The sequence below is a fragment of the Achromobacter sp. E1 genome (assembly GCF_037039475.1).
Classification (GTDB): Bacteria; Pseudomonadota; Gammaproteobacteria; order Burkholderiales; family Burkholderiaceae_B; genus Achromobacter; species Achromobacter mucicolens.
In genome coordinates this window covers 639,608-661,188 of record NZ_CP146253.1, presented here as the reverse complement: position 1 = coordinate 661,188, position 21,581 = coordinate 639,608, and the positions used below count along the sequence as shown (strand labels likewise).

At 64.1% G+C, this 21,581-nt stretch carries 20 protein-coding genes; 4 read left to right on the top strand and 16 right to left on the bottom strand.

Going from position 1 to position 21,581, the window contains the following annotated elements; translation table 11 throughout:
* Positions 1–18: 18 nt before the first annotated feature.
* From V6V88_RS02935 to ribD, 4 genes are all read right to left on the bottom strand, one after another.
* A complete protein-coding gene (locus tag V6V88_RS02935; protein WP_338617718.1) occupies positions 19–1,572 on the bottom strand; it encodes a SpoVR family protein in 1,554 nt (517 codons plus the stop codon).
* A complete protein-coding gene (locus tag V6V88_RS02930) occupies positions 1,569–2,828 on the bottom strand; it encodes a YeaH/YhbH family protein (RefSeq protein ID WP_142051287.1) in 1,260 nt (419 codons plus the stop codon). Before V6V88_RS02930 ends, V6V88_RS02935 begins: the two co-directional genes overlap by 4 nt.
* 12 nt (positions 2,829–2,840) lie before the next feature.
* Positions 2,841–4,766, bottom strand: a complete 1,926-nt coding sequence (locus V6V88_RS02925) for a PrkA family serine protein kinase (RefSeq protein ID WP_063951963.1) — start codon at positions 4,764–4,766, stop codon at positions 2,841–2,843.
* Between the two features lie 732 nt (positions 4,767–5,498).
* On the bottom strand, positions 5,499–6,650 hold the full coding sequence (gene ribD, locus V6V88_RS02920; protein ID WP_174245393.1) for a bifunctional diaminohydroxyphosphoribosylaminopyrimidine deaminase/5-amino-6-(5-phosphoribosylamino)uracil reductase RibD: 1,152 nt from the start codon (positions 6,648–6,650) through the stop codon (positions 5,499–5,501).
* A gap of 176 nt (positions 6,651–6,826) precedes the next feature.
* Between ribD and V6V88_RS02915 the strand changes: the two genes are divergently transcribed.
* Together V6V88_RS02915 and V6V88_RS02910 are read left to right on the top strand one after the other, a co-directional pair.
* A complete protein-coding gene (locus tag V6V88_RS02915) occupies positions 6,827–7,390 on the top strand; it encodes an isochorismatase family protein (protein ID WP_142051290.1) in 564 nt (187 codons plus the stop codon).
* 20 nt (positions 7,391–7,410) lie between these two features.
* Positions 7,411–8,370 (top strand): helix-turn-helix domain-containing protein, encoded by a 960-nt coding sequence (locus V6V88_RS02910; protein WP_056327846.1) that lies wholly within the window; start codon positions 7,411–7,413, stop codon positions 8,368–8,370.
* On the opposite strand, the gene nrdR is transcribed toward V6V88_RS02910, so the two are convergent.
* From nrdR to tyrS, 4 genes are all read right to left on the bottom strand, one after another.
* The gene (nrdR, locus tag V6V88_RS02905) at positions 8,367–8,846 is read right to left on the bottom strand and encodes a transcriptional regulator NrdR (protein WP_056327845.1); all 480 of its coding nucleotides are present in this window, start codon (positions 8,844–8,846) and stop codon (positions 8,367–8,369) included. The two genes, V6V88_RS02910 and nrdR, sit on opposite strands and share 4 nt — an antisense overlap.
* A gap of 218 nt (positions 8,847–9,064) precedes the next feature.
* Positions 9,065–10,315, bottom strand: a complete 1,251-nt coding sequence (gene glyA, locus V6V88_RS02900) for a serine hydroxymethyltransferase (protein ID WP_056327844.1) — start codon at positions 10,313–10,315, stop codon at positions 9,065–9,067.
* 324 nt (positions 10,316–10,639) lie between these two features.
* Positions 10,640–11,293: a YbhB/YbcL family Raf kinase inhibitor-like protein gene (locus V6V88_RS02895; protein WP_056327843.1), complete on the bottom strand. Its 654-nt coding sequence runs from the start codon at positions 11,291–11,293 to the stop codon at positions 10,640–10,642.
* Between the two features lie 71 nt (positions 11,294–11,364).
* On the bottom strand, positions 11,365–12,594 hold the full coding sequence (gene tyrS, locus V6V88_RS02890) for a tyrosine--tRNA ligase (RefSeq protein WP_056327842.1): 1,230 nt from the start codon (positions 12,592–12,594) through the stop codon (positions 11,365–11,367).
* Between the two features lie 256 nt (positions 12,595–12,850).
* Between tyrS and V6V88_RS02885 the strand changes: the two genes are divergently transcribed.
* Together V6V88_RS02885 and V6V88_RS02880 are read left to right on the top strand one after the other, a co-directional pair.
* Positions 12,851–14,260: a peptidoglycan DD-metalloendopeptidase family protein gene (locus tag V6V88_RS02885; RefSeq protein WP_223574195.1), complete on the top strand. Its 1,410-nt coding sequence runs from the start codon at positions 12,851–12,853 to the stop codon at positions 14,258–14,260.
* 140 nt (positions 14,261–14,400) lie between these two features.
* Positions 14,401–15,480 (top strand): anhydro-N-acetylmuramic acid kinase, encoded by a 1,080-nt coding sequence (locus V6V88_RS02880; protein ID WP_338619542.1) that lies wholly within the window; start codon positions 14,401–14,403, stop codon positions 15,478–15,480.
* Between the two features lie 76 nt (positions 15,481–15,556).
* Here V6V88_RS02880 and erpA read toward each other — a convergent pair whose 3' ends face one another.
* The 8 genes from erpA to V6V88_RS02840 all read right to left on the bottom strand — a co-directional run bounded on the left by erpA (position 15,557) and on the right by V6V88_RS02840 (position 21,581).
* Positions 15,557–15,928 carry an iron-sulfur cluster insertion protein ErpA gene (erpA, locus tag V6V88_RS02875; RefSeq protein WP_056327840.1) on the bottom strand — a complete coding sequence of 124 codons (372 nt, stop codon included), beginning with the start codon at positions 15,926–15,928 and terminating at the stop codon, positions 15,557–15,559.
* An 86-nt stretch (positions 15,929–16,014) separates the two neighbouring features.
* Positions 16,015–16,695: a DUF6776 family protein gene (locus V6V88_RS02870; protein ID WP_226849433.1), complete on the bottom strand. Its 681-nt coding sequence runs from the start codon at positions 16,693–16,695 to the stop codon at positions 16,015–16,017.
* Between the two features lie 108 nt (positions 16,696–16,803).
* Complete coding sequence (gene argC / locus V6V88_RS02865; protein WP_338617702.1) at positions 16,804–17,868, bottom strand: N-acetyl-gamma-glutamyl-phosphate reductase; 1,065 nt, start codon at positions 17,866–17,868, stop codon at positions 16,804–16,806.
* A gap of 198 nt (positions 17,869–18,066) precedes the next feature.
* Positions 18,067–18,459, bottom strand: coding sequence for a 30S ribosomal protein S9 (rpsI, locus tag V6V88_RS02860; RefSeq protein WP_008163098.1), 393 nt, complete (start codon positions 18,457–18,459; stop codon positions 18,067–18,069).
* Between the two features lie 9 nt (positions 18,460–18,468).
* Positions 18,469–18,897 carry a 50S ribosomal protein L13 gene (gene rplM, locus V6V88_RS02855; RefSeq protein WP_008163100.1) on the bottom strand — a complete coding sequence of 143 codons (429 nt, stop codon included), beginning with the start codon at positions 18,895–18,897 and terminating at the stop codon, positions 18,469–18,471.
* 320 nt (positions 18,898–19,217) lie between these two features.
* Positions 19,218–19,928, bottom strand: a complete 711-nt coding sequence (locus tag V6V88_RS02850; protein ID WP_056327837.1) for an ABC transporter ATP-binding protein — start codon at positions 19,926–19,928, stop codon at positions 19,218–19,220.
* Entirely contained in the window at positions 19,925–20,713 is a 789-nt protein-coding gene (locus tag V6V88_RS02845) for an ABC transporter ATP-binding protein (RefSeq protein WP_062841598.1), read from the bottom strand. Before V6V88_RS02845 ends, V6V88_RS02850 begins: the two co-directional genes overlap by 4 nt.
* On the bottom strand, positions 20,706–21,581 hold the full coding sequence (locus tag V6V88_RS02840) for a branched-chain amino acid ABC transporter permease (protein ID WP_338617686.1): 876 nt from the start codon (positions 21,579–21,581) through the stop codon (positions 20,706–20,708). The genes V6V88_RS02845 and V6V88_RS02840 overlap by 8 nt, the downstream gene beginning before the upstream one ends.

The window sequence follows — 21,581 nt, the reverse complement described above, 5'->3', positions numbered from 1 at the left end:
CTTCCCCTGCCAACGGCTTTACTTCGACGCCGGCGGGTCCTGCTCCCGGTAGGAGCTGATCGTGCCGTCCGGTTCGGTCTCTTCCAGCCGGACGCGGAATCCCCACAGGCGGGCCAGGTGCTTCATGACCTGTTCGGCATCTTCGCCCGCCAGCGGCCGGCCGCGGCTTTTCAGGTGGCGCAGCACCAGCGAGCGGTCGGTGTCGCGGTTGAAGCGGATGACCTGGATGTCGGGCACCTGGTTGTCGCGGTTGTGCTGTGCGGCAAGCAGGCGGCGAATGTCGCGGTAGCCCTCGTCGTCGTGGATCGCGGCCACTTCCAGCTTGGGGTTGGCCTGATGGTCCGAGATGGCGAAGAAGCGGAACTCGCGGATCAGCCGCGGGGACAGGTACTGCGAGATGAAGGATTCGTCCTTGAAGTTGCGCATGGCGAAGTCCAGCGTCTTCAGCCAGTCGCCGCCCGCAATGTCGGGGAACCAGCGGCGGTCCTCGGGCGTGGGCGCCTCGCAGATGCGGCGGATGTCCGACATCATCGCAAAGCCCAGCGCATAGGGGTTGATGCCGCCATAGCCGCGCTCGTCAAAGCCGCGCTGGCTGACGACGTTAGTGTGGCTTTGCAGGAACTCCATCATGAAGCCATCGTTCACCAGCCCCTTGTCATGCAGGCGGTTCAGGATGGTGTAGTGCCAGAACGTAGCCCAGCCTTCGTTCATGACCTTGGTCTGGGTCTGCGGATAGAAATACTGCGCGACCTTGCGCACGATGCGCACCAGTTCCTTCTGCCACGGCGCCAGCTTGGGCGAGTACTTCTCGATGAAGTACAGCAGGTTTTCCTCGGGCTCGGGCGGAAACACGGTTGCCGCAACGCGGGTGTCCTTGTCCGCCTCGATCCGCGGCAGCGTGCGCCACAGGTCGTTGTATTGCAGGCGCGCGTGTTCTTCGCGCTCGGCCTGGCGGGTCGCCTCTTCCTTGTACGAGACCGGCGCCGGCCGCTTGTAGCGGTCCACCCCGTGGTGCGACAGCGCATGGCAGGAGTCCAGCAGCGACTCCACGGCGTCGATGCCGTAGCGGTCTTCGCAATCCATCACGTACTTGCGCGCGAAGACCAGGTAGTCCAGCACGCCATCGGCGTCCGTCCATTGCCGGAACAGGTAGTTGCCCTTAAAGAAGGAATTGTGCCCGTAGCAGGCGTGCGCAATCACGAGCGCCTGCATCGGCATGGAATTCTCTTCCATGAGGTAGGAGATGCAAGGGTTGGAATTGATGACGATTTCGTACGCCAGCCCTTGCATGCCGCGGCGGTAGAACTGCTCGTTGCGGATGAATTCCTTGCCGTAGGACCAGTGGGGATAGCCGATGGGCAACCCCGCCGATGCGTAGGCATCCAGCATCTGTTCCGAGGTGATGACCTCGATCTGGTTCGGATAGGTGTCCAGACCGTATTCGCGGGCGATCTGCGAGATCGCGTCGTCATAGGTCTGGATCAGTTCGAACGTCCATTCGGAACCCTGCGAGATCGGCGCGGCGGCACCGCCCGACCCCGGCTCCGCGAGAGCACCCATGTTGGCGTTCATGCGGTCTCCTTCTTGAACAGGTCGTGGAACACGGGAAAGATCTCGCCGCGGTCGCAGATGCGCCGCATGACGAAATGCGGTTCCAGTTTCTGTTCGTACTCGGCCCACAGGCTGCTCTTGCGAGCCTCTTGCGAGTCGGGAATTTCAATGTAGGCGAAGTAGCGCGTCGAGGGCAGCAGATGCTCGGCCAGGAATCGCGCGCTCTTGCCCGCGTCGGCGCCAAACGAGTCGCCGTCGCTGGCCTGCGCCGCATAGACGTTCCATGCGGCCGGCGGGTAGCGCTTTTCGAGGATTTCGCGCATCAGCTCCAGCGCCGACAGCACGATCGTGCCGCCGCTCTTGGGGTCGTAGAAGAAGGTGTGTTCGTCGACTTCCTCGGCGTTGTCGGTATGGCGGATGAAAACCAGGTCGACGTGTTCGTACTTGCGCGACAGGAAGAGATAAAGCAGCGTGAAGAAGCGCTTGGCGAGATCCTTCTTGCCCTCGTCCATGGAGCCGGACACGTCCATCAGGCAGAACATGACCGCGCGCGCCATGGGGATGGCGACCGACACGCGATTGCGATAGCGCAGGTCCAGGTCGTCCAGGAACGGCACACGTGCCAGGCGCTCACGGCAGTCCTCGACGTCCTGTTCCAGTTCGCGCAGGCGCGCCGCGGGCGCGCCCGCCGCCTTGGCCTCTTCCAACGCCTTTTCCGCGTCTTCGAGGTCGGCGCGCGCCTTCACACCGAGCGACACGCGCCGCGCCAGCGACGACTTCAGCGTCCGGCTGATGCTGAGCGTGCTGGGCGAGCCCGTGGTCGTGTAGCCGGCGCGCTGCCACTTCTTCTGGCTGACCTCGCCAAGCTGGTTGCGCGCCAGGTGCGGCAATTCCAGATCCTCGAAAAAGAGGTTCAGGAATTCGGCGCGCGACAGGCTGAAGGTGAACTGGTCCACCGACTCGCCTTCGCCCGGCTCGGACCCGCCTTCGCCCTGCCCGCCCTGCGGCCGGTCGAAGGTGTCACCCTTGGCGAATTCGCGATTGCCCGGATGCACCATCTCGCGGTCGCCGCCCGCGCCGTGCCGGAACGTCGGCTCGGAGATATCGCGGGCGGGCAGGTTGATCTCACCGCCTTGATCCATATCCTGGATCGAGCGGTCACGGATCATCCCGTGCACCGCCTTGCGGATCTGATCCTTGTAACGCCGAAGAAAGCGCTCCCGGTTAACGGCGCTCTTGTTGCGACCGTTAAGACGGCGATCGATCAGTGAATTCATGATTCACCTCGCTCAGGAAGACTTCCTCACACGGAGATACCACTCGCACAGCAGCCTGACCTGCTTTTCCGTGTAGCCCTTCTCCACCATCCGGTCGACGAAGCTCTGGTGTTTCGACTTGTCCTCGGCCGAGGCCTTGGCGTTGAACGAAATCACCGGCAGCAGGTCTTCCGTGTTCGAGAACATCTTCTTCTCGATCACTTCGCGCAGCTTTTCATAGCTGGTCCAGTTCGGATTGCGGCCGCTGTTGTTGGCGCGCGCCCGCAGCACGAAGTTAACGATCTCGTTACGGAAGTCCTTCGGATTGGCGATGCCCGCCGGCTTCTCGATCTTTTCCAGCTCATCGTTCAGCGCGCTGCGGTCGAAGCTTTCGCCGGTTTCGGGATCGCGGAATTCCTCGTCCTGGATCCAGCAGTCGGCAAACGTCACGTAGCGGTCGAAGATGTTCTGGCCGTACTCGGAGTAGGACTCCAGGTAGGCGGTCTGGATCTCCTTGCCGATGAACTCCGCGTAGCGCGGCGCGAGGAAGCCCTTGATGAACTCCAGGTAGCGCCGGCGGATCTCGTCGGGATAGTCTTCGCGGCCGATGCGTTGCTCCAGCACGTACATCAGATGCACCGGATTGGCGGCCACTTCGGTCTGGTCGTAATTGAAGACGCTGGACAGGATCTTGTACGCGAAACGCGTTGAGACCCCGGTCATGCCTTCGTCTGTGCCCGCATAGTCCTTGTATTCCTGCAGCGCCTTGGCCTTGGGATCGACATCCTTCAGGCTTTCGCCGTCGTAGACCCGCAGCTTGGAATAGATGCTGGAATTCTCGGGCTCCTTCAGGCGCGTCAGCACCGAGAACTGCGCCATCATGTCCAGCGTTCCGGGCGCGCACGGCGCTTCGGACAGCGAGCTGTGATGCAGCAGCTTCTCGTAGATGCGGACCTCTTCGGAAACCTGCAGGCAGTAAGGCACCTTGACGATATAGATACGGTCAAGGAACGCCTCGTTGTGCTTGTTGTTGCGGAAGGTCTGCCACTCGGATTCGTTCGAGTGCGCCAGGATCGTGCCGTTGAACGGGATGGCCGAGAAGCCTTCCGTGCCCTTGAAGTTGCCTTCCTGGGTGGCCGTCAACAGCGGATGCAGCATCTTGATCGGCGCCTTGAACATTTCCACGAACTCGAGCAGCCCCTGGTTCGCCAGGCACAACCCGCCCGAGTAACTGTAGGCGTCGGGGTCGTCCTGCGAATGGCGATCGAGCTTGCGGATATCCACCTTGCCCACCAGCGACGAAATGTCCTGGTTGTTCTCGTCGCCCGGCTCGGTCTTGGCGATGGCGATCTGGCGCAGCACCGAAGGGTTCAGGCGCACGACGCGAAACTTCGAGATGTCGCCGTCGAATTCCTTCAGGCGCTTGACTGCCCACGGCGACATGATGCCGGTCAGGTAGCGCTTCGGAATGCCGTATTCCTTTTCGAGCATGTCGCCGAACCGTTCGGGATGAAACAACCCGAGCGGCGATTCGTTGACCGGCGATCCCTTCAGGGCGTAGATCGGAAAACTTTCCATCAACGCCTTGAGCCGTTCCGCGATGGACGACTTGCCGCCGCCCACCGGCCCGAGCAGATAGAGGATTTGCTTGCGCTCCTCCAGTCCCTGCGCGGCATGCTTGAAGAACGCGACGATCTGTCCGATCACGTCCTCCATGCCGTAGAACTCCTGGAACGCCGGATAGCGTCGGATGGTCCGGTTGGAAAACAAACGGGAAAGACGTGGGTCGTTGCGCGTATCCACGATCTCAGGTTCGCCGATCGCGGCCAACATGCGCTCAGCGGGGCTGGCGTAGGCCATGGGATCGCGCTTGGCGAGGTTCAGATACTCCTCGAGCGAGAGCTCCGATTCCTGCTCTCTTGCATACTGCGACTTGAAGCCTTCGACGATGTTTTGCACGGAAACCTCCTACAACACGCGAAAAATTCAATACGTCCCTACATGCCCATTGTGCATCAGCGCCTGCGAATTACTAAACAACTTCGCTGTCGGCGTTTTCGGCAGGTCGTTATGTTGCTTTCGCCACACATCAACCATAAGCACGATCGGACCCTTTCTGTTTAGGCTGCACCCCTCGGATACAAGTTCCGTCAGGGATTGCAACGTTGGTGAGCAAGTTCGCTCAGTCGTTTTCAGCATAGAGCCGCATATAGCGTGCCCGACGCAGCCGCACATGAAATGCTCGGCAATGAAATGACGGAATGAGCGATATCCAATGGATTCTTATGAGCCGGGGATAAACCCGAAGCGTCCGCCATGCGATCGCAGCGAACGTGCTGAACGGCGCTTTGCGTCTTCGTTCAGTGTCGTGCCGGTCGGTGTTGAACTGCGCCGATTCGCGGCACGGGAATCCGTGGTGACGAGGGCGCGCGGCGGCTGTGCGGGGGGTCCGTGAGCGCGTAGCGCCAAGTCATGCGTCTTATGCTAAGCCTGTGACCGTCTCGTGGCAATTCATTTTGTGCGAATTGCGCGTGAGCGTAATCACGCGAAACACGATTGACGCCGCGCATGCCGATGCCGGTCATGCAATACGGCACTCCACATCGGCAGCGCCGCGCCGCCGAGACGCAGGCAGCGCGCGGCTCTACGAGGATTGGCAGCCGAACGCCCGGAGTGCTAGCAGCGGTTTTGCTACGACAGCGCGGGCAGCGCCACGCTTTCCATCAATTGGCGCCACGTGCCGGCGACACGCGCGCGAACGCGTAGATCCGCACCCACGCGCACGGCATCGGTGAATTCATAACGCCGCGCGGCGTCCAGATGTTCCAGCATCGGCAGGCGCACCATGCCGGCCGCGTCGCCCAGCAGCACCGGCGCCAGATACAGCAGCAGTTCGTCGACGCAGCCGGCGGAAACCAGCGCGCCGCTCAGGCCCGCGCCAGCCTCGACGTGGACCTCGTTGAACTGCTCGGCAGCCATCCAGCGCATCATCGCGGGCAGATCGACGCGGCCCGGTTCCGTCCCGGGCAAGCACACGACACGCGCGTTCTTGTCCGCCAGGCGCGCGGCCTTTGCGGCGTCCTCGCGCGCGGTGAACACGATGACTTGCGCACCGTCGAAAAGCCGCGCGGTTTCGGGGATCTCGAAACGGCCGTCCACGACGGCCTTGCGCGGCTGGCGCGGCGTCTGGACGTCGCGCACGTTCAGTTGCGGATCGTCCTTCTGCACCGTGCCCATGCCCGTCAGGACGACACAACTGCGCGCGCGCCAGCGGTGCCCGTCGGCGCGCGCCTCAGGACCCGTGATCCATTGCGACATGCCGTTATGCAGCGCGCTGCGGCCGTCCAGCGACGCCGCCATCTTCATCCACACCCACGGCAGGCTGCGGCTCATGCGCGAGATGAAGCCGGCGTTCACCGCCAGCGCCTCTTCGCGGCATACGCCCGTCGTCACCGCGATGCCGGCGTCGCGCAGGCGCGCCAGCCCCTGGCCGTTCACCAGCGGATTCGGATCGCCCATTGCGACCACCACGCGCGCCGGCCGCGCCGCCAGCACCGCATCCACGCAAGGCGGCGTGCGGCCGAAATGGCTGCAGGGCTCCAGCGTGACGTACAACGTGGAACCTGCCACGGATTCGCCACGCGACTGCGCGTCGCGCAGCGCGCAGATTTCGGCATGCGGGCCGCCTGGCGGCTGCGTCGCGCCCTCGCCCAGCACGCGGCCGTCACGCACGATGACGCAGCCGACCCGGGGGTTGGGCGCGGTGGTCGTCATGACGGTCTGCGCCAGCGCCAGCGCGCGTCGCATCCAGAAAAGGTCGTCGGAGTCGCGGGAAATGTCCATGCCGGCGATTGTATGTCCGCCGGCGCCGTCCCGCCCGGCTTTGCCCCCGTGCCGCCGCGCCAAGAAGCGGATGTCCGTTTTGGGCCGTACGTAGTCTCGGATCGCGCTCGCCGCCGAGCCGGTTCGGAGTAAAAATAGCGCCGTACCCCTTGAATCCTTGGCCAGGAGGCCCGGAAATGAAACAGGCACTTATCGTTATCGACGTACAAGACTCTTTCCGCCAACGTCCGTTTTGGGACGAATCGGAGTATCCGGCGTTCATTTCGCAGATTCAGGCCCTGATCGACGGCGCCCAGGCCCAGGACATTCCAGTGCTGCAGGTGTTTCACACCAGCCCGTCCGATGATCCCGCGAACCCCTTTTCGCTCGCCTCCGGACACGTCAAGACGTTGAAGGAACTGCGTATTGCTCCGACCGCGGTGTTCCACAAGACGGTCCATTCGTCGCTCTACGCGAAGGATGAAACCGGCGCCACGTTGCACGACTGGCTGCTCAAGCACGGCATCGAAGGCATCATCGTGGCTGGTATCCGCACCGAACAATGCTGCGAAACCACGTCGCGCCATGCCAGCGATGCCGGCTTCAAGGTGGTCTTTCCGACTGACGCCACGCTGACCTTCGCGATGCAAAGCCCGTCGGGCAGGACCTACACGCCGGCCGAGATCCGCGACCGGACCGAGCTGGTGCTGCAAGGCCGTTTTGCCCGCATCGTCCGCGCCGCCGACGCGCTGGCCGTGTAACGCGCAGGCGGGAGGCGCAGATGGTTCCGGTGTACTTCGTGGTGCCGCGCGGCATCGTCCTCCTGGACCTCGCCGGTCCGGCGGAAGCCTTCCGCGTGGCCAACAAGCTGTGCCCGGGCACATTCACCCAGCATTTCTGCAGCCCCTCCCGCGACGTCGAAAGCGGCATTCCTGGCCTGCACCTGGCGCGCTTGCAGCCCCTGCCGGCCGTGCTGCCGGCAAACGCGCTGGTCATCGTCTCGGGCGTGGTGGGCAAGCACACGCGCCTGGACGATGAGGACGCGCGCGCCATCGTGGCGTGGCTGGCTGCCCGGCATCCGGCCGACGGCTTCACCTTGATGACGGTCTGCGCGGGCGCGCTGTTCGCGGCCGCGGCGGGGCTGACGCGGCAGCGCGAATGCACCACCCACCACACCTGCCTGGAAGAGCTCGCCGCCCTTGATCCCACCGCGCGCCTGCTGGACAACCGCATCTTCGTCGAAGACGGAAACCTCGTCAGCAGCGCTGGCATCACGGCGGGGATCGATCTGGCGCTGCACATGGTGGCGCGCCATTGCGGCCCGCGCGTGGCCAGCGAGGCGGCGCGCGACATGGTTGTCTACCAGCGCCGCGCAGGCTCGGACTCGGCCCTGTCGCCGTGGCTGGATCATCGCAGCCATATGCATCCGGGCGTGCACCGGGTGCAGGATGCCGTCATCCGCGATCCCGCCGCCCCCTGGTCGGCCCAGTCGCTGGCGGACCAGGCGCACACCAGTGCCCGGCACCTGACGCGCCTGTTCCGCGAGCACGCGGGGTGCACGCCGATGGATTACCTGTATCAGATCCGCGTGGCGCTGGCTCGCGACCTGCTGCGCGACACCCGGCTGGACCTGGAACGCGTGGCGGAAAAGTCGGGATTTGGATCGGCGCAGCACATGCGCCGCGTGTGGCGCAAATTCCAGCCGCTGACGCCCAGTCTGATGCGCGGGGCGCCTGGCTAGTCCTTGCGCAACTTGCCCGGCAGCAGCGGGCCCTGCATCTCGCGGATGGCTTCGACGAATTCACCGATGTCCTCGAAGCTTTTGTAGACCGAGGCGAAACGCACGTAGGCCACCTTGTCCAGCTTGCGCAGCTCGTTCATGACGAGCTCGCCGATGTGTTCGGACGGCACCTCGCGCTGGCCGCTGGCCAGCAATTGCTCTTCGATCCGGGCGACGGCGGCATCCACGTCCTCCGTGCTGACGGGGCGTTTGCGCAGCGCAAGGCTCAGGCTTGCGCGCAGCTTGACGGGATCGTATTCGCTGCGGCTGCCATTGCGCTTGACGATCGACGGCATGGCAAGCTCCACCCGTTCGTAGGTGGTGAACCGCTTGTCACAGGACAGGCAGCGGCGGCGACGGCGGATGGCGTCGCCCTCTTCGGAGACCCGGCTGTCGACAACCTGCGTTTCGGCATTGCCGCAAAATGGACACCGCATGTGTGATCCCTAAAGGCGCTGGTGGCAATAATTGAGCATATTGTAACGACGGGCATGATGCAAAGCGTCAATTCGGACGACTGCCCTGCCGCGGCCGCTTGGCCGATTGCCAGGCAGGACGCCGCCTGCATGCCCAAAAAGAACAAGGGACGGCGTCTTGCGAAACCGTCCCTTTGCCCGATTCCCGTTCGCGGCGTGGCCGCGCCCGGGTCGCCCGCTTACTTCTTGCCGTAAACCGGCAGGCGCGAGGTCAGTTCATTGACCTTGGCGCGCACGGCGGCGATGTTGGCTTCGTCGCGCGGGTTGTCCAGCACGTCGGCGATCAGGTTGGCCGTCAGCTCGGCGTCGGCTTCGGTGAAGCCGCGGGTCGTCATGGCCGGCGTGCCCAGGCGGATGCCGCTGGTCACGAAGGGCTTTTCCGGATCGTTCGGGATGGCGTTCTTGTTGACCGTGATGTGGGCCTGGCCCAGCACCGCTTCGGCTTCCTTGCCCGTGATGCCCTTGGAACGCAGGTCCACCAGCATGACGTGGCTCTCGGTACGGCCCGAGACGATACGCAGGCCGCGCTTGACCAGCGTGTCGGCCAGCACCTTGGCGTTCTTGACGACTTGCTGCGCGTAGTCCTTGAAGCCGGGCTCCAGCGCTTCCTTGAAGGCCACGGCCTTGCCGGCGATGACATGCATCAGCGGACCGCCCTGGATGCCGGGGAAAATCGCCGAGTTGATGATCTTCTCGTGCTCGGCCTTCATCATGATGACGCCGCCGCGCGGGCCGCGCAGCGACTTGTGCGTGGTCGAGGTGACGAAGTCGGCGTGCGGGACCGGGTTGGGGTAGGCGCCGCCAGCAACCAGGCCGGCGTAGTGGGCGATGTCGACCATGAACAGCGCGCCGTTTTCACGGGCGATGCGGGCCATGCGCTCGAAATCGATGTGCAGGGCGTAGGCCGACGCGCCAGCCACGATCAGCTTGGGCTTGTGTTCCTTGGCCAGCTGCTCGACCTGGTCGTAGTTCAGGACTTCGTTTTCGTCCAGGCCATAGGAGATGAAGTTGTACAGCTTGCCCGAGGCGTTGACCGACGCGCCGTGCGTCAGGTGGCCGCCTTCGGCCAGGCTCATGCCCAGCACGGTGTCGCCCGGCTTGAGGACCGCCATGTACACGCCCTGGTTTGCCTGCGAACCCGAGTTGGGCTGCACGTTGGCGGCTTCGGCGCCAAAGATCTGCTTCAGGCGGTCGATGGCCAGCTGTTCGACCACGTCCACGTATTCGCAACCACCGTAGTAGCGCTTGCCCGGGTAGCCTTCGGCGTACTTGTTCGTGAGCTGCGTGCCCTGCGCTTCCATGACGGCGGGGCTGGCGTAGTTCTCCGAAGCGATCAGCTCGATGTGCTGCTCTTGGCGCTGGTCTTCCTTCTGGATGGCGGCCCAAACGTCCGGGTCAGCCTTGGACAAGGTGAGGTTGCGGTCAAACATGACGGGGGTTTCCTGAGGCGGTAATGGAAAAGAAACGGCAGATAAGAAAACGGCGTCGGGCGGGTAAACCCGGAGAATGCTGAGTAGTTTACCCCGTCGCGCCTGATCATTTGCGCTTAAAACCACCGGAACCGCGCCAAATTCCGGCGCACGGGCGCGAAAACCACGGCTTGCCCACGCGGCCGGAAACGGCACTCATGCCGACTTGAGAAAGTTTCATGCAAGGGTGTTCACGCCACGGCCAACGGTGTGACCGGCCGCGCCGCGGCCTGCCGCCATGAAAAAGGGCCGCACCGGGCGGCCCTGCGTACATCTGGCTGAGCGTCAGGCCGACGTGGCCCCGATTTGCTTGGGCGCGAGCCGGGGGTTCAGCGTATAGGTCCCGGTCAGCGACGCCTTCGCCAGCACGTGCTTCTGGATCGCCCGCAGCGCGTCTTCGCCCGTGAACGAGCCCTGCAGGTTCAGGCTGGGCACGTCCAACGCATACAGGGTGAAGATGTAGCGATGCACCAGGGCATCGTTCCAGGGCGGGCACGGACCGTCGTAGCCGAAGTACTCGCCGCTCATGTCGTGGTCATTGGCGAACCACGACGAGTAGGAGTTGATGCCCTGGCGCGCGTCCATGGGCGCCAGCGGGCCGCCCTTGCCGCGCGGCGTGATGCCGTTGGAGAACGCGCCTTCGTCGATCTCGCGCAGGTCGGCCGGCAGGTCCACCAGCACCCAGTGGAAGAAATCCACGCGGGCCAGGTCGGCGGGCACTTCGCGGCCTTCCTGGTTGACGTCGTCTGGGCGCGAGGGCACATCCGGATCGTGGCAGATCAGTGCAAACGACTGTGTGCCCGCGGGGACGTCGTCCCAGGAAAACTGCGGGTTGAAGTTATCTGCCAGCGCGACGTGCGATTGCGCATCGATCTTGCCGAATGCGTAGCGCTCGGGAATCGACTCGTGATCGGAAAATGACAAACTCGAAAGTTCCATGTCGTGCTCCTGTAAATGCCGCAAAGGCGCTCTGCCCCTGTCTGTACCCTCAGCGTATCAAAACTTCGCAATTACGGGTTCAAGTTAACACGGGCGAACTTTCGCTTGCCCACCTGAACGACGTAAGTCCCAGCCGGCAATTGCAACGATTTGTCTTCCACGCGATCGCCGTTGACGCGTACCCCGCCCTGCTCGACGTTGCGCTGCGCTTCCGAGCCGGAGGCGACCAGACCCGCTTCGCGCAACAGCTTCAGAATGCCCACCGGCGCGCCGCCGATATTGACCTCGGGCATGTCGTCGGGAATCGCGCCGTCGCGGAAACGCGCCTCGAACGAGGCCAGCGCATCGTCGGCGGCCTTGGCGGAATGAAAGCGCGCGATGATTTCCTGCGCCAGCATCACCTTGGCATCGCGCGGATTGCGCCCGCCATCGATCTCTTGCTTGAGCGCCGCGATCTCCTCCAGCGAGCGGAAGGACAGCAGTTCGAAGTAGCGCCACATCAGCGTGTCGGAGATCGACATCAGCTTGCCGAACATGGAATCGGGCGACTCCGAAATACCGATGTAGTTGCCCTTGGACTTGGACATCTTCTCTACGCCGTCCGTCCCGACCAGCAGCGGCATCGTCAGGATGCACTGCGGCTCCTGTCCATACTCTTTTTGCAGTTCGCGCCCGACCAGCAGGTTGAACTTCTGATCGGTGCCCCCCAGCTCCAGATCTGACTTCAGCGCGACCGAGTCGTAACCCTGCATCAGCGGATACAGGAATTCATGGACCGAGATCGGGATACCGCCCTTGAAGCGCTTGGTGAAGTCCTCGCGCTCCATCATGCGCGCCACCGTGTAACGAGACGCGAGCTGGATCATGCCGCGCGCGCCGAGCGGGTCGCACCATTCGGAGTTGTAGCGGATCTCGGTGCGGGCCGGATCCAGCACCAGGCTGGCCTGCGCGTAATACGTCTTGGCGTTGGCCTCGATCTGTTCGCGCGTGAGCGGCGGGCGGGTGCTGTTGCGGCCGCTGGGGTCGCCGATGGTGGAGGTGAAGTCGCCGATCAGGAAGATGACGTTGTGCCCCAGGTCCTGGAGCTGGCGCATCTTGTTCAGCACCACCGTGTGGCCCAGGTGGATGTCCGGTGCGGTCGGATCCAGGCCAAGCTTGATGCGCAGCGGCACGCCGGTGGCGCGGCTCTTGGCCAGCTTGCGGGCGAATTCGGATTCGACCAGCAGCTCATCGCAGCCGCGCTTGGCTATACGCAGATCGGCTTCGACTTCGGGTGTAATGGGGGCTTCGGTGGGTGACATGACAGGGGGGCCAATGCGGCTTCAGCCGACAAAAAGGTGTAAAAAGTGACGAAAACTATCGTAAATTCTAGCCGAATCAGCTAGGATACCGGCCTAATCATACGCAACTGCCATATGTACGCAGTTGCGTTCGCTCTACATCCCTTGTTCACAAGATGCGCCCCCGCGCCAGCCCTTGCCCCGGAAACGGTGCGCGCGAGGGCCGTTCGTGTACCGCACCCTGCGAGTTCAAGCCACCTGAGAGGGTATTTTCACGATGAATCGTGGCCTCCACGAACTGGCGAGTGGCCTCAAGCGCAAAGTCGCTGCCGCATTTGCGCCCGTTGAGCCCAAGCCCCATCGCTCGGGACTTTTCCGCCGCACGCTTCTCGTCACCGCAATTGGTCTGTTCGCAGGCGCCGCCGCTCTCGGCATGGTGCAGCAACCCGACCGCACCGAACTCCCCCCGTCGCGCGTCATCCAGAGCATTCTGCCGCTGACCGCCGAGCAAGTCGAAGTCAGCACGCCCAGCGCCGCCCCCTACATCAGCGAAACCCGGATCCGTCCGGGCGACACGCTGTCGGCGGTGCTGCAGCGCCTGGAACTCGACGCCCCCAATCTCCAGTCGTTCCTGACCCATGACGCCAGCGCCCGCAGCATCTACAAGCTGTACCCGGGCCGCTCGGTGCAAGCCGCCACGGACGAAGCGGGCAATCTGGTGTGGCTGCGCTACATCCACACGCCCGGCAACGAGACCGACGGCCAGGTCGTGACGCGCATGCTGCACGTCGCCCCGTCCGGCGACGGCTACAAGGCCGAGGAAGTCACCGAAAGCACGGAACGCCAGACCCGCGTCGCGGTCGGCACCATCAAGTCCTCGCTCTTCGGCGCCACGGACTCGGCCGGCATTCCTGACTCGGTCACCATGCAGATGGCCGACATCCTTAGCGCCAAGATCGACTTCCTGCGCGACCTGCGCCAGGGCGATCAATTCCGCGTGGTCTACGAAGTGCGCTCGCACGACGGCCGCTACGCCGGCGCCGGCCGCGTGCTGGCCCTGGAATTCATCAACGGCGGCAAGACCTACAACGCCGTCTGGTTCAGCCCCGACGAAAAGACCGGCTCCTATTACGACTTTGACGGCACCAGCCTGCGCGGCGCCTTCCTGCGCACCGCCCTGAAGTTCAGCCGCATCAGCTCGACCTTCGGCATGCGCATGCACCCCATCCACAAGACCTGGACGGGACACAAGGGCGTAGACTACGCCGCGCCGTCGGGCACGCCGATCCACGCCACCGCGGACGGCACGGTCGAATTCTCGGGCTGGCAGAATGGCTACGGCAACGTGGTCATCGTCAAGCACCACGGCAAGTACTCGACCCTGTACGCGCACCAGAGCCGCATCGCCGAAGGCGTCACCAAGGGCTCGAAGGTGTCGCAGGGCCAACTGCTGGGCTACGTCGGTTCCACCGGCTGGGCCACCGGTCCGCACCTGCACTACGAGTTCCGCGTCGACAACCAGCCCATCGATCCGCTGTCGGTGGACCTGCCCGTGGCCCGCGCCCTCGAACCCGCGGAAGTGCGCGCGTTCAACCAGGCGGTTGGCCCCTACAAGCAGCAGATCCAATTGCTGACGCAATTCCAGCAGACGCTGCCCGACGCGCTGACCAACGTGGCCAGCCGCTAAGGCAGGTCCAAAAAAAACAGGCCCGCGCGCAGCGGGTGCGGCGGCGGGGCATCAAGCCCCAGCCGCCTTTTTCTTTGGAGGCGCCCGTGAATGCCACCCAGCCCATCCAGCAGGACAGCCGCACGCTCTACATTGGCCTGATGTCCGGCACCAGCGTCGACGGCGTCGACGGCGTGCTGACCCGCCTTGAAGACGGCCAGGCGCCTCAGGTGCTGGCCAACGCCAGCCTCCCCATGCCAGAAAATCTGCGGCACGAGCTGCTGGCGCTGAACGAATCGGGCGGCGACGAACTTGCCCGCGCGGCGCTCGCGGCCAATGCGTTGGCGCGTGTCTACGCCCAAGCCGTGTCGGCATTGCTTGCGGATGCCGGCGTGGCCGCCAGCGACGTCAGCGCCATCGGCGCGCACGGCCAGACCGTGCGTCACCGCCCGGACCTTGGGTACACCCTGCAACTGAACGCACCCGCCCTGCTGGCGGAACTGACGGGCATCGCCGTCGTGGCCGACTTCCGTTCGCGCGACGTTGCCGCTGGGGGCCAGGGCGCACCGCTGGTGCCGCCGTTTCACGCCGCCATCTTTGGCGCCAGCCACGGGCGCGCCGTGCTGAACCTGGGCGGCATCGCCAACGTGACGCTGCTTGTGCCCGGGCAGCCGGCGCGCGGCTTTGATACCGGCCCGGCCAACGTGCTGCTGGACGGTTGGTGCCAACGGCACCTGGGCCGCCCTTACGACGCCGGGGGCCGCTGGGCGGCCTCGGGACAGGTGCTGGCGCCCTTGCTTGAACAACTCATCGGCAGCGAGCCGTGGTTCGGCCTGCCGCCGCCCAAATCCACAGGCCGCGATCTTTTCAACTTGCAATGGCTCGACGCCCGCCTGGCGGAATTCGACGGCGCCGCGCCCGCGCCGGAGGATGTTCAGGCCACGCTGCAGCGACTGACGGCCAGAACCGTGGCGGACGCCATCGACCGGGCGGCCGCGGGCACGCAAGAAGTCTTTGTCTGCGGCGGCGGCGCCCACAACGCCGGCCTGATGCAGGAACTGGCGTATTGTCTGCAACGCCCCGTCCGCGCGACCGACTCCCTTGGCGTGCCTGCGCAACAGGTGGAGGCCCTGGCTTTCGCCTGGCTGGCGCACGCGTTCATGACCGGCAAGCCGGCCGGCCTGCCCAGCGTGACGGGCGCGCGCGGCGCGAGGATTCTTGGGGCGCTATATCCGGCCTGAGCGCGATCCATCACGCGCCCATGCAAAAAGCCCTTCGGCAAACCGAAGGGCTTTTTTATCTTTCCTGCCTGGGTGATTACACCGAGAACGAGGAGCCGCAGCCGCAGGTGGTGCTGGCGTTGGGATTGCGGATGACGAACTGCGCGCCTTCCAGGTCTTCCTTGTAGTCGATCTCGGCGCCGACCAGATACTGGAAGCTCATCGGATCGACGAGCAATTGCACGCCGGCCTTGTCCAGCACGGTGTCGTCTTCGTTGACGACTTCGTCAAACGTGAAACCGTACTGGAAGCCGGAACAGCCGCCGCCCTGCACGAAAACGCGCAGCTTCAGTTCGGGGTTGCCCTCTTCGGCCAACAGGTCTTTCACTTTGGCGGCAGCCGAGTCGGTGAACACCAGGGGAACAGGCGGGGGGGCCTGAAGGTCGACGGTTTCGGTCACTGCATTCATGGTTCACTCCTGGCCGGTACGGCCAAAATTCAGTGAGCGGCGTCGCCGCTCGTATGGTGTCACTATAGCGCAGGGCTTGACCAGACTCAAAGTTCAAGCTTGACACTGCGCGAAGCGCGGACGGTTTCCCCCTCGAGGACGCTGACAGTCACGCTTTCGGGGACAAATCCGTCAGGCACGGCCAGGATGCCCTGACTGCGCTGATACTGGTCGAACTGCAGGGCGAGCGACGCGGCGGTCAGGTTTTCTCCGGTGGCCGTGACGGGGCCGGTCTCGGCCTTGAGCTGCATGGGCGCCAGATCCACCGTGACGGTTTCGCCCTTGAGCACGCCGGTGGCCTGAAAGCGCAGCGCGCCCGCAAAAGGCGTACCGCCATTGCGGCCACTGCGCATCAGCAGGACCTTGTACCGCAGGCCGCCGCCCTCGCGGTCGATCTGCATGCTGCGAATGTCCACGGAGCCCTCAGGGCCGGGCGGCAGCAGCTGTTCATAGAAGGCAAGCTGGTCACGCACGCGGCCGAGTTCGGCTTGGGCGGCGTGAAGCTGGGTTTCGAGTTCTTGGCGGGCCGATCGCTCGATGACGAGTTCGCCATCGGCCTTATCGAGCTGGCCGCGAATGTAGCGCAGTTGCGTGGCCTGCTGACGCATGGCCTCGTCCTGCGCCTCGGCCTGCTGGACGCTGATGACCACGGCGTCCTGCGGACGATAGAGCTGGCGCGCGTGGAAGAACCCGGCAATCCCGCCCACCAGCACGCCCAGCAGCAGCATCGCGCACAGGCGCACGACTGCGCCATGACTTCGCGATGGGGAACGGGCGGCGGGATCTGCGGACATAAAGAGCAATATTGGCGGCCCGACAGACGGGCCGCCTTGGCGTTACGGCAGGATGGCGACCTGGTCCAGGCCCATCGTTTCGGGGATGCCGAACATGAGGTTCATGTTCTGCACGGCCTGACCGGCGGCGCCCTTGACCAGATTGTCCTGCACCACCATGACGATCAGCAGGTCGCCGTTGCCCGGGCGGCTGAGCGCGATCCGCAGGTTGTTGGACCCGCGCACCGAGCGCGTTTCGGGATGGCTGCCGGCAGGCATGACGTCGACGAAGGGTTCACCGGCGTAGCGCGCTTCGAACAGGGCCTGGAAGTCGGTGTCGCGGGCCTCGGGTTGGATGCGGGCGTAAATGGTGGAGAACATGCCGCGGATCATTGGCACCAGATGCGGCACGAACGTCAGGCCCACCTTGCCGCCGGCCAGCTTTTCCAGCTGGGCGGTGATTTCGGGGTGGTGGCGATGGCCGGCAACGCCGTAGGCCTTGAAGTTGTCGGACGCTTCCGAAAACAGCGAGCCCACCTCTGCCTTGCGGCCGGCGCCGGACACACCCGACTTGCAGTCGGCGATCAGCGTTTGCGTATCGACCAGCGCCTTGCCGCCTTCAAGCAGCGGCGCCAGGCCCAGCAGAACCGTGGTGGGATAGCAGCCGGGGTTGCCGATGACGCGCGCCTTGGAGATGGCTTCGCGGTTCAGTTCGACCAGGCCGTATTGCGACTCGGCCAGGATGTCCGGGCAGGTGTGGGGAATCTTGTACCAGCGTTCGAACGTGGGGATGTCCTGCAGGCGGAAATCGGCGGCCAGGTCGATGACGCGGGTGCCGGCGGCGATGAGCTCTTGCGCCTGCGCCATGGCCACGCCGTGGGGCGTGGCGAAGAAGACGACGTCGCAGTCAGTCAGCGAAGCCTTTTCCGGGGCCGAGAATGCAAGCTTCACACGGCCGCGCAGGTTCGGGTACATGTCTGCGACGGGCAGGCCGTCTTCCTTGCGGGACGTGATGGCAGTCAATTCCACGTTGGGATGCTGCGACAGCAAGCGCAGCAGTTCGACACCGGTGTATCCGGTGCCGCCGACGATACCAACCTTGATGCGGGTGTTCGATGCTTGGGCCATGATGAATGCTCTTCGGAGAACGAATAACGATTGTATCGCTCGGGAATCCCGCTAATGCGGCAGGCGTGCTGGAATTGCCACTGCAAACCTTTTTCCGACCGAACGCGTGGCGCGGAGTTCCGCGCGCGGGGCCAGCGATGACATTGCATTGCCGGCCCAAAAACAAAAAGCCCGCCGAAGCGGGCTTTTTGCAGGGCATTAACGCTTGCTGAACTGCTTGCGACGACGCGCCTTGCGGAAGCCGACCTTCTTACGTTCGACTTCACGGGCATCGCGGGTCACGAAGCCAGCTTGCGACAGCGAGGGCTTCAGCGTGGCGTCGTAATCGATCAGGGCACGCGTGATGCCGTGACGGATGGCGCCGGCTTGGCCGGTTTCGCCGCCGCCGTGCACGTTGACCTTGATGTCAAACGATTCCAGGTGGCCGGTCAGTTCCAGCGGCTGGCGCACGACCATGCGGCCGGTTTCACGAGCGAAGAACTCGTCGACGGGCTTGCCGTTGACGACGATCTTGCCAGTGCCCTTCTTGATGAAAACGCGAGCCACCGAAGTTTTGCGACGGCCGGTTCCGTAATTCCAGTTACCGATCATGGCGTTTCCTTAGATATCCAGCGTCTTGGGCTGCTGGGCGGTGTGCGGGTGCTCGGCACCAGCATAGACCTTCAGCTTCTTGATCATGGCGTAGCCCAGAGGACCCTTGGGCAGCATGCCCTTGACGGCCTTCTGAATGGCACGGCCGGGAAAACGCTCTTGCATTTTCTCGAAGTTCGTTTCACGGATACCGCCCGGGTACGTCGTGTGGCGGAAGTACTTCTTGTCTTTCGCCTTGGCGCCGGTAACAACGATATCGGACGCGTTGATGATGACGATGTAGTCACCGGTATCAACGTGAGGCGTGAATTCAGGTTTGTGCTTGCCACGCAGACGACGTGCGACTTCGCTGGCCACACGACCGAGGACTTTGCCCTTGGCGTCGATCACAAACCAGTCACGTTGGACTTCATGCGGCTTGGCCACAAAGGTCTTCATGATGGTTCCTAAGAATAAAAAATTTGCTCTGGCCGGAACATCCAGCCAGCATTCTTTCCCAGACTAGGCCAAAATTTGCAGCCCGTCGGGTTGCAGCCCTTCGGGTTGCAGCCATTCAGGTACAAATTCCAGCCCTTATCGCCCCCCGCCTAAGCGTTATGAATCCGCCCGTGCAAAGGTCAAAATGAGGGAAAGCCTGAAATTCTAACACGGCTGCTCAAAAAATGGGCAAGCGGACAGAATTCAGGCGATTCGCAGCGGCCATCCCAGGACGGCCGCCGCAAAATTCATCAGGGGACGCATGCCGCCCCCCCTGCCCGTCAGGCGCCCAGGTAGGCTTCCAGGACGCGCGGGTGGCCGAGCAGTTCGCGGCCGGTGCCCGTCAGCGCCATGGCGCCGTTTTCAAGCACGTAGCCTTGCTGGGCAATCTTGAGCGCCTGGCGCACGTTCTGTTCGACCAGGAACAGCGTGAGGCCGTCGGCGTTGATGGCGCGCAGCGACCGGAAGATCTCCTGCACGACGATCGGCGCCAAGCCCATCGAGGGCTCGTCCAGCAGCAGCAGGCGCGGCTTGGCCATCAGGGCGCGGCCGATGGCCAGCATCTGCTGCTCACCGCCGGACAGGTTGCCGGCCATGCCGCTGATCCGCTCTTTCAGGCGCGGAAACAGGTTGAACACGTATTCCAGATCGGACGCGACGTTCTTCAGGCCGCGGCGATAGGCGCCGAGCTCCAGGTTTTCCAGCACCGTCATGGTGGTCAGGATGGCCCGGCCTTCGGGCACCTGCACAATGCCGCGCGCGACCAGCTGGTTTGGGGCGAGGTTGGTGACGTCTTCGCCCTCGAAGAGGATGCGGCCGCGCGCCTTGGGCAACAGGCCCGACAGCGCAAGCAGCGTCGTCGACTTGCCGGCGCCGTTGGCGCCGACCAGGGCGGTGATTTCGTTGGCGTTCAGGTCCAGGTCGATGCCGCGCACGGCCTCGATGTGGCCGTAGTTGACCTCGAGCCCGCGGACTTCCAGCATGGCGCTCATTTGGCGGCCTCCGCTTGTTCGGTGTCTTCGTCGTCTTCGCGGCCCAGGTAGGCCTCGATGACCTGTTCGTTGTTGCGGATGTCCTCGGGACCGCCGCACGCGATGATCTTGCCGAAGTTCAGCACCGCGATGCGTTCGCACAGGCCCATGACGAAGCGCATGTCGTGCTCGATCATGAGGATGGTGTAGCCGCGGTCGCGAATGGCCAGGATCTCGCGCATCAGTTCGGCGCGTTCGCCGGTGTTCATGCCGGCGACGGGCTCGTCCAGGAGCAGCAGCTTGGGCTCGGTGGCCAGCGCGCGCGCCAGCTCCAGGCGGCGCTGCTCGCCGTAGGACAGGTTGTCAGCCAGATCGTTGGCCTTGTGGTCCAGGCGCATCCACGTCAGCAGTTCGTGTGCGCGTTCGCGGGCGCGCTGCTCGTGTTCGCGGTAACCCGGCAGGCCCAGCAGCAGGCTGGGGAAACCGTAGTTCATGTGGCGGTAGGCGCCCACGACGACGTTTTCCAGCAGCGTCATCTCTTTGAAGAGACGGATGTTCTGGAACGTGCGGGCGATGCCCATGCGCGTGATGCTGTGCGGCTTCTTGCGCAGCACGCTCTCGCCCTGGAAGGTGATAGAGCCGCCGCTCGGCGGGAGCAGTCCGGTGATCAGGTTGAACACCGTGGTCTTGCCGGCGCCGTTCGGGCCGATCAGGCCGAAGATGGCGCCTTCGGGCACCGACAGGCTGACGTCATGCAGCACATGCAGGCCGCCAAAGCTCTTGGAGACGGAGGAGAGCTCAAGCATGGCGCTTTCCTCCCTGGCGGCTTTGACGCATCCAGCGCTTGAAGCGCGCCGGATCCCAGATGCCTTGCGGCAGGAACAACACAATCACCACCAGGATCACTCCATTCGCGATCAGGCGCAGATCCGCAAATCCACGCAGCAATTCGGGCAGCGTCGTAATGATGAAGCTGCCCAGCACGGGGCCGGCCAGGCCGCCGATGCCGCCCAGGATCGCCATCGTCAGGATTTCGACGCCGCGGTCGAAGCCGTATTCGTTGGGACCGATGAAGAACGTCAGGTGCGCGTTCAGCGCGCCGGCAAGACCGGCGATCACCGCGCCGGCCACGAAGGCCAGCATCTTGTTGGCGCGCACGTCGATGCCCATCATGCCGACCGCGGTCTCGTCGCCCCGGATGGCGTCGAAGGAACGGCCGATCTTGGAGGCCCGAACGCGCCACAGCACGAACAACACGATGATCACGGCCAGCAGCACGTGCCACCACTGCGTAAGCTGGGGAATGCCGTTCAGGCCAAGCGCGCCGCCGGTGATGGACTCGGTGTTCAGGATGGTCACGCGGACCACTTCACCGAAGCCCAGCGTGGCCATCGCCAGATAGACCCCCGACAACCGCAGCGTGGGCAGGCCGATCAGGGCCGCGACCAGCGCCGGGGCGGCCATGCCGCCCGCCAGTGCGACCGCGAAGGGCGCGTCGTAATTCATGGTGAGCAGCGCGGCGGTGTAGGCCCCGATGCCCATGAAGGCGGCGTTGGCCATGGCAAGCATGCCGCAAGCCAGCGTCAGCCAGATGGAGAGGGCCAGGAGTGCATTGGTGCCAAGCGTCAGCACCAGGTTGCCGTAGATGGCCCAGAAATTTTCGAATCCGCTCAT

Coding starts and splice junctions, on each gene's coding strand:
- V6V88_RS02850 (WP_056327837.1), bottom strand. CDS start 19,928: ATGAGCGCCATGCTGGAAGTCCGCGGGCTCGAGGTCAACTACGGCCAC.
- V6V88_RS02915 (WP_142051290.1), top strand. CDS start 6,827: ATGAAACAGGCACTTATCGTTATCGACGTACAAGACTCTTTCCGCCAA.
- V6V88_RS02870 (WP_226849433.1), bottom strand. CDS start 16,695: ATGCTGCTGCTGGGCGTGCTGGTGGGCGGGATTGCCGGGTTCTTCCAC.
- V6V88_RS02880 (WP_338619542.1), top strand. CDS start 14,401: ATGTCCGGCACCAGCGTCGACGGCGTCGACGGCGTGCTGACCCGCCTT.
- V6V88_RS02910 (WP_056327846.1), top strand. CDS start 7,411: ATGGTTCCGGTGTACTTCGTGGTGCCGCGCGGCATCGTCCTCCTGGAC.
- argC (WP_338617702.1), bottom strand. CDS start 17,868: ATGGCCCAAGCATCGAACACCCGCATCAAGGTTGGTATCGTCGGCGGC.
- V6V88_RS02930 (WP_142051287.1), bottom strand. CDS start 2,828: ATGAATTCACTGATCGATCGCCGTCTTAACGGTCGCAACAAGAGCGCC.
- erpA (WP_056327840.1), bottom strand. CDS start 15,928: ATGAATGCAGTGACCGAAACCGTCGACCTTCAGGCCCCCCCGCCTGTT.
- glyA (WP_056327844.1), bottom strand. CDS start 10,315: ATGTTTGACCGCAACCTCACCTTGTCCAAGGCTGACCCGGACGTTTGG.
- ribD (WP_174245393.1), bottom strand. CDS start 6,650: ATGGACATTTCCCGCGACTCCGACGACCTTTTCTGGATGCGACGCGCG.
- tyrS (WP_056327842.1), bottom strand. CDS start 12,594: ATGTCACCCACCGAAGCCCCCATTACACCCGAAGTCGAAGCCGATCTG.
- rpsI (WP_008163098.1), bottom strand. CDS start 18,459: ATGATCGGTAACTGGAATTACGGAACCGGCCGTCGCAAAACTTCGGTG.
- nrdR (WP_056327845.1), bottom strand. CDS start 8,846: ATGCGGTGTCCATTTTGCGGCAATGCCGAAACGCAGGTTGTCGACAGC.
- V6V88_RS02840 (WP_338617686.1), bottom strand. CDS start 21,581: ATGAGCGGATTCGAAAATTTCTGGGCCATCTACGGCAACCTGGTGCTG.
- V6V88_RS02895 (WP_056327843.1), bottom strand. CDS start 11,293: ATGGAACTTTCGAGTTTGTCATTTTCCGATCACGAGTCGATTCCCGAG.
- V6V88_RS02845 (WP_062841598.1), bottom strand. CDS start 20,713: ATGCTTGAGCTCTCCTCCGTCTCCAAGAGCTTTGGCGGCCTGCATGTG.
- rplM (WP_008163100.1), bottom strand. CDS start 18,897: ATGAAGACCTTTGTGGCCAAGCCGCATGAAGTCCAACGTGACTGGTTT.
- V6V88_RS02935 (WP_338617718.1), bottom strand. CDS start 1,572: ATGAACGCCAACATGGGTGCTCTCGCGGAGCCGGGGTCGGGCGGTGCC.
- V6V88_RS02885 (WP_223574195.1), top strand. CDS start 12,851: ATGAATCGTGGCCTCCACGAACTGGCGAGTGGCCTCAAGCGCAAAGTC.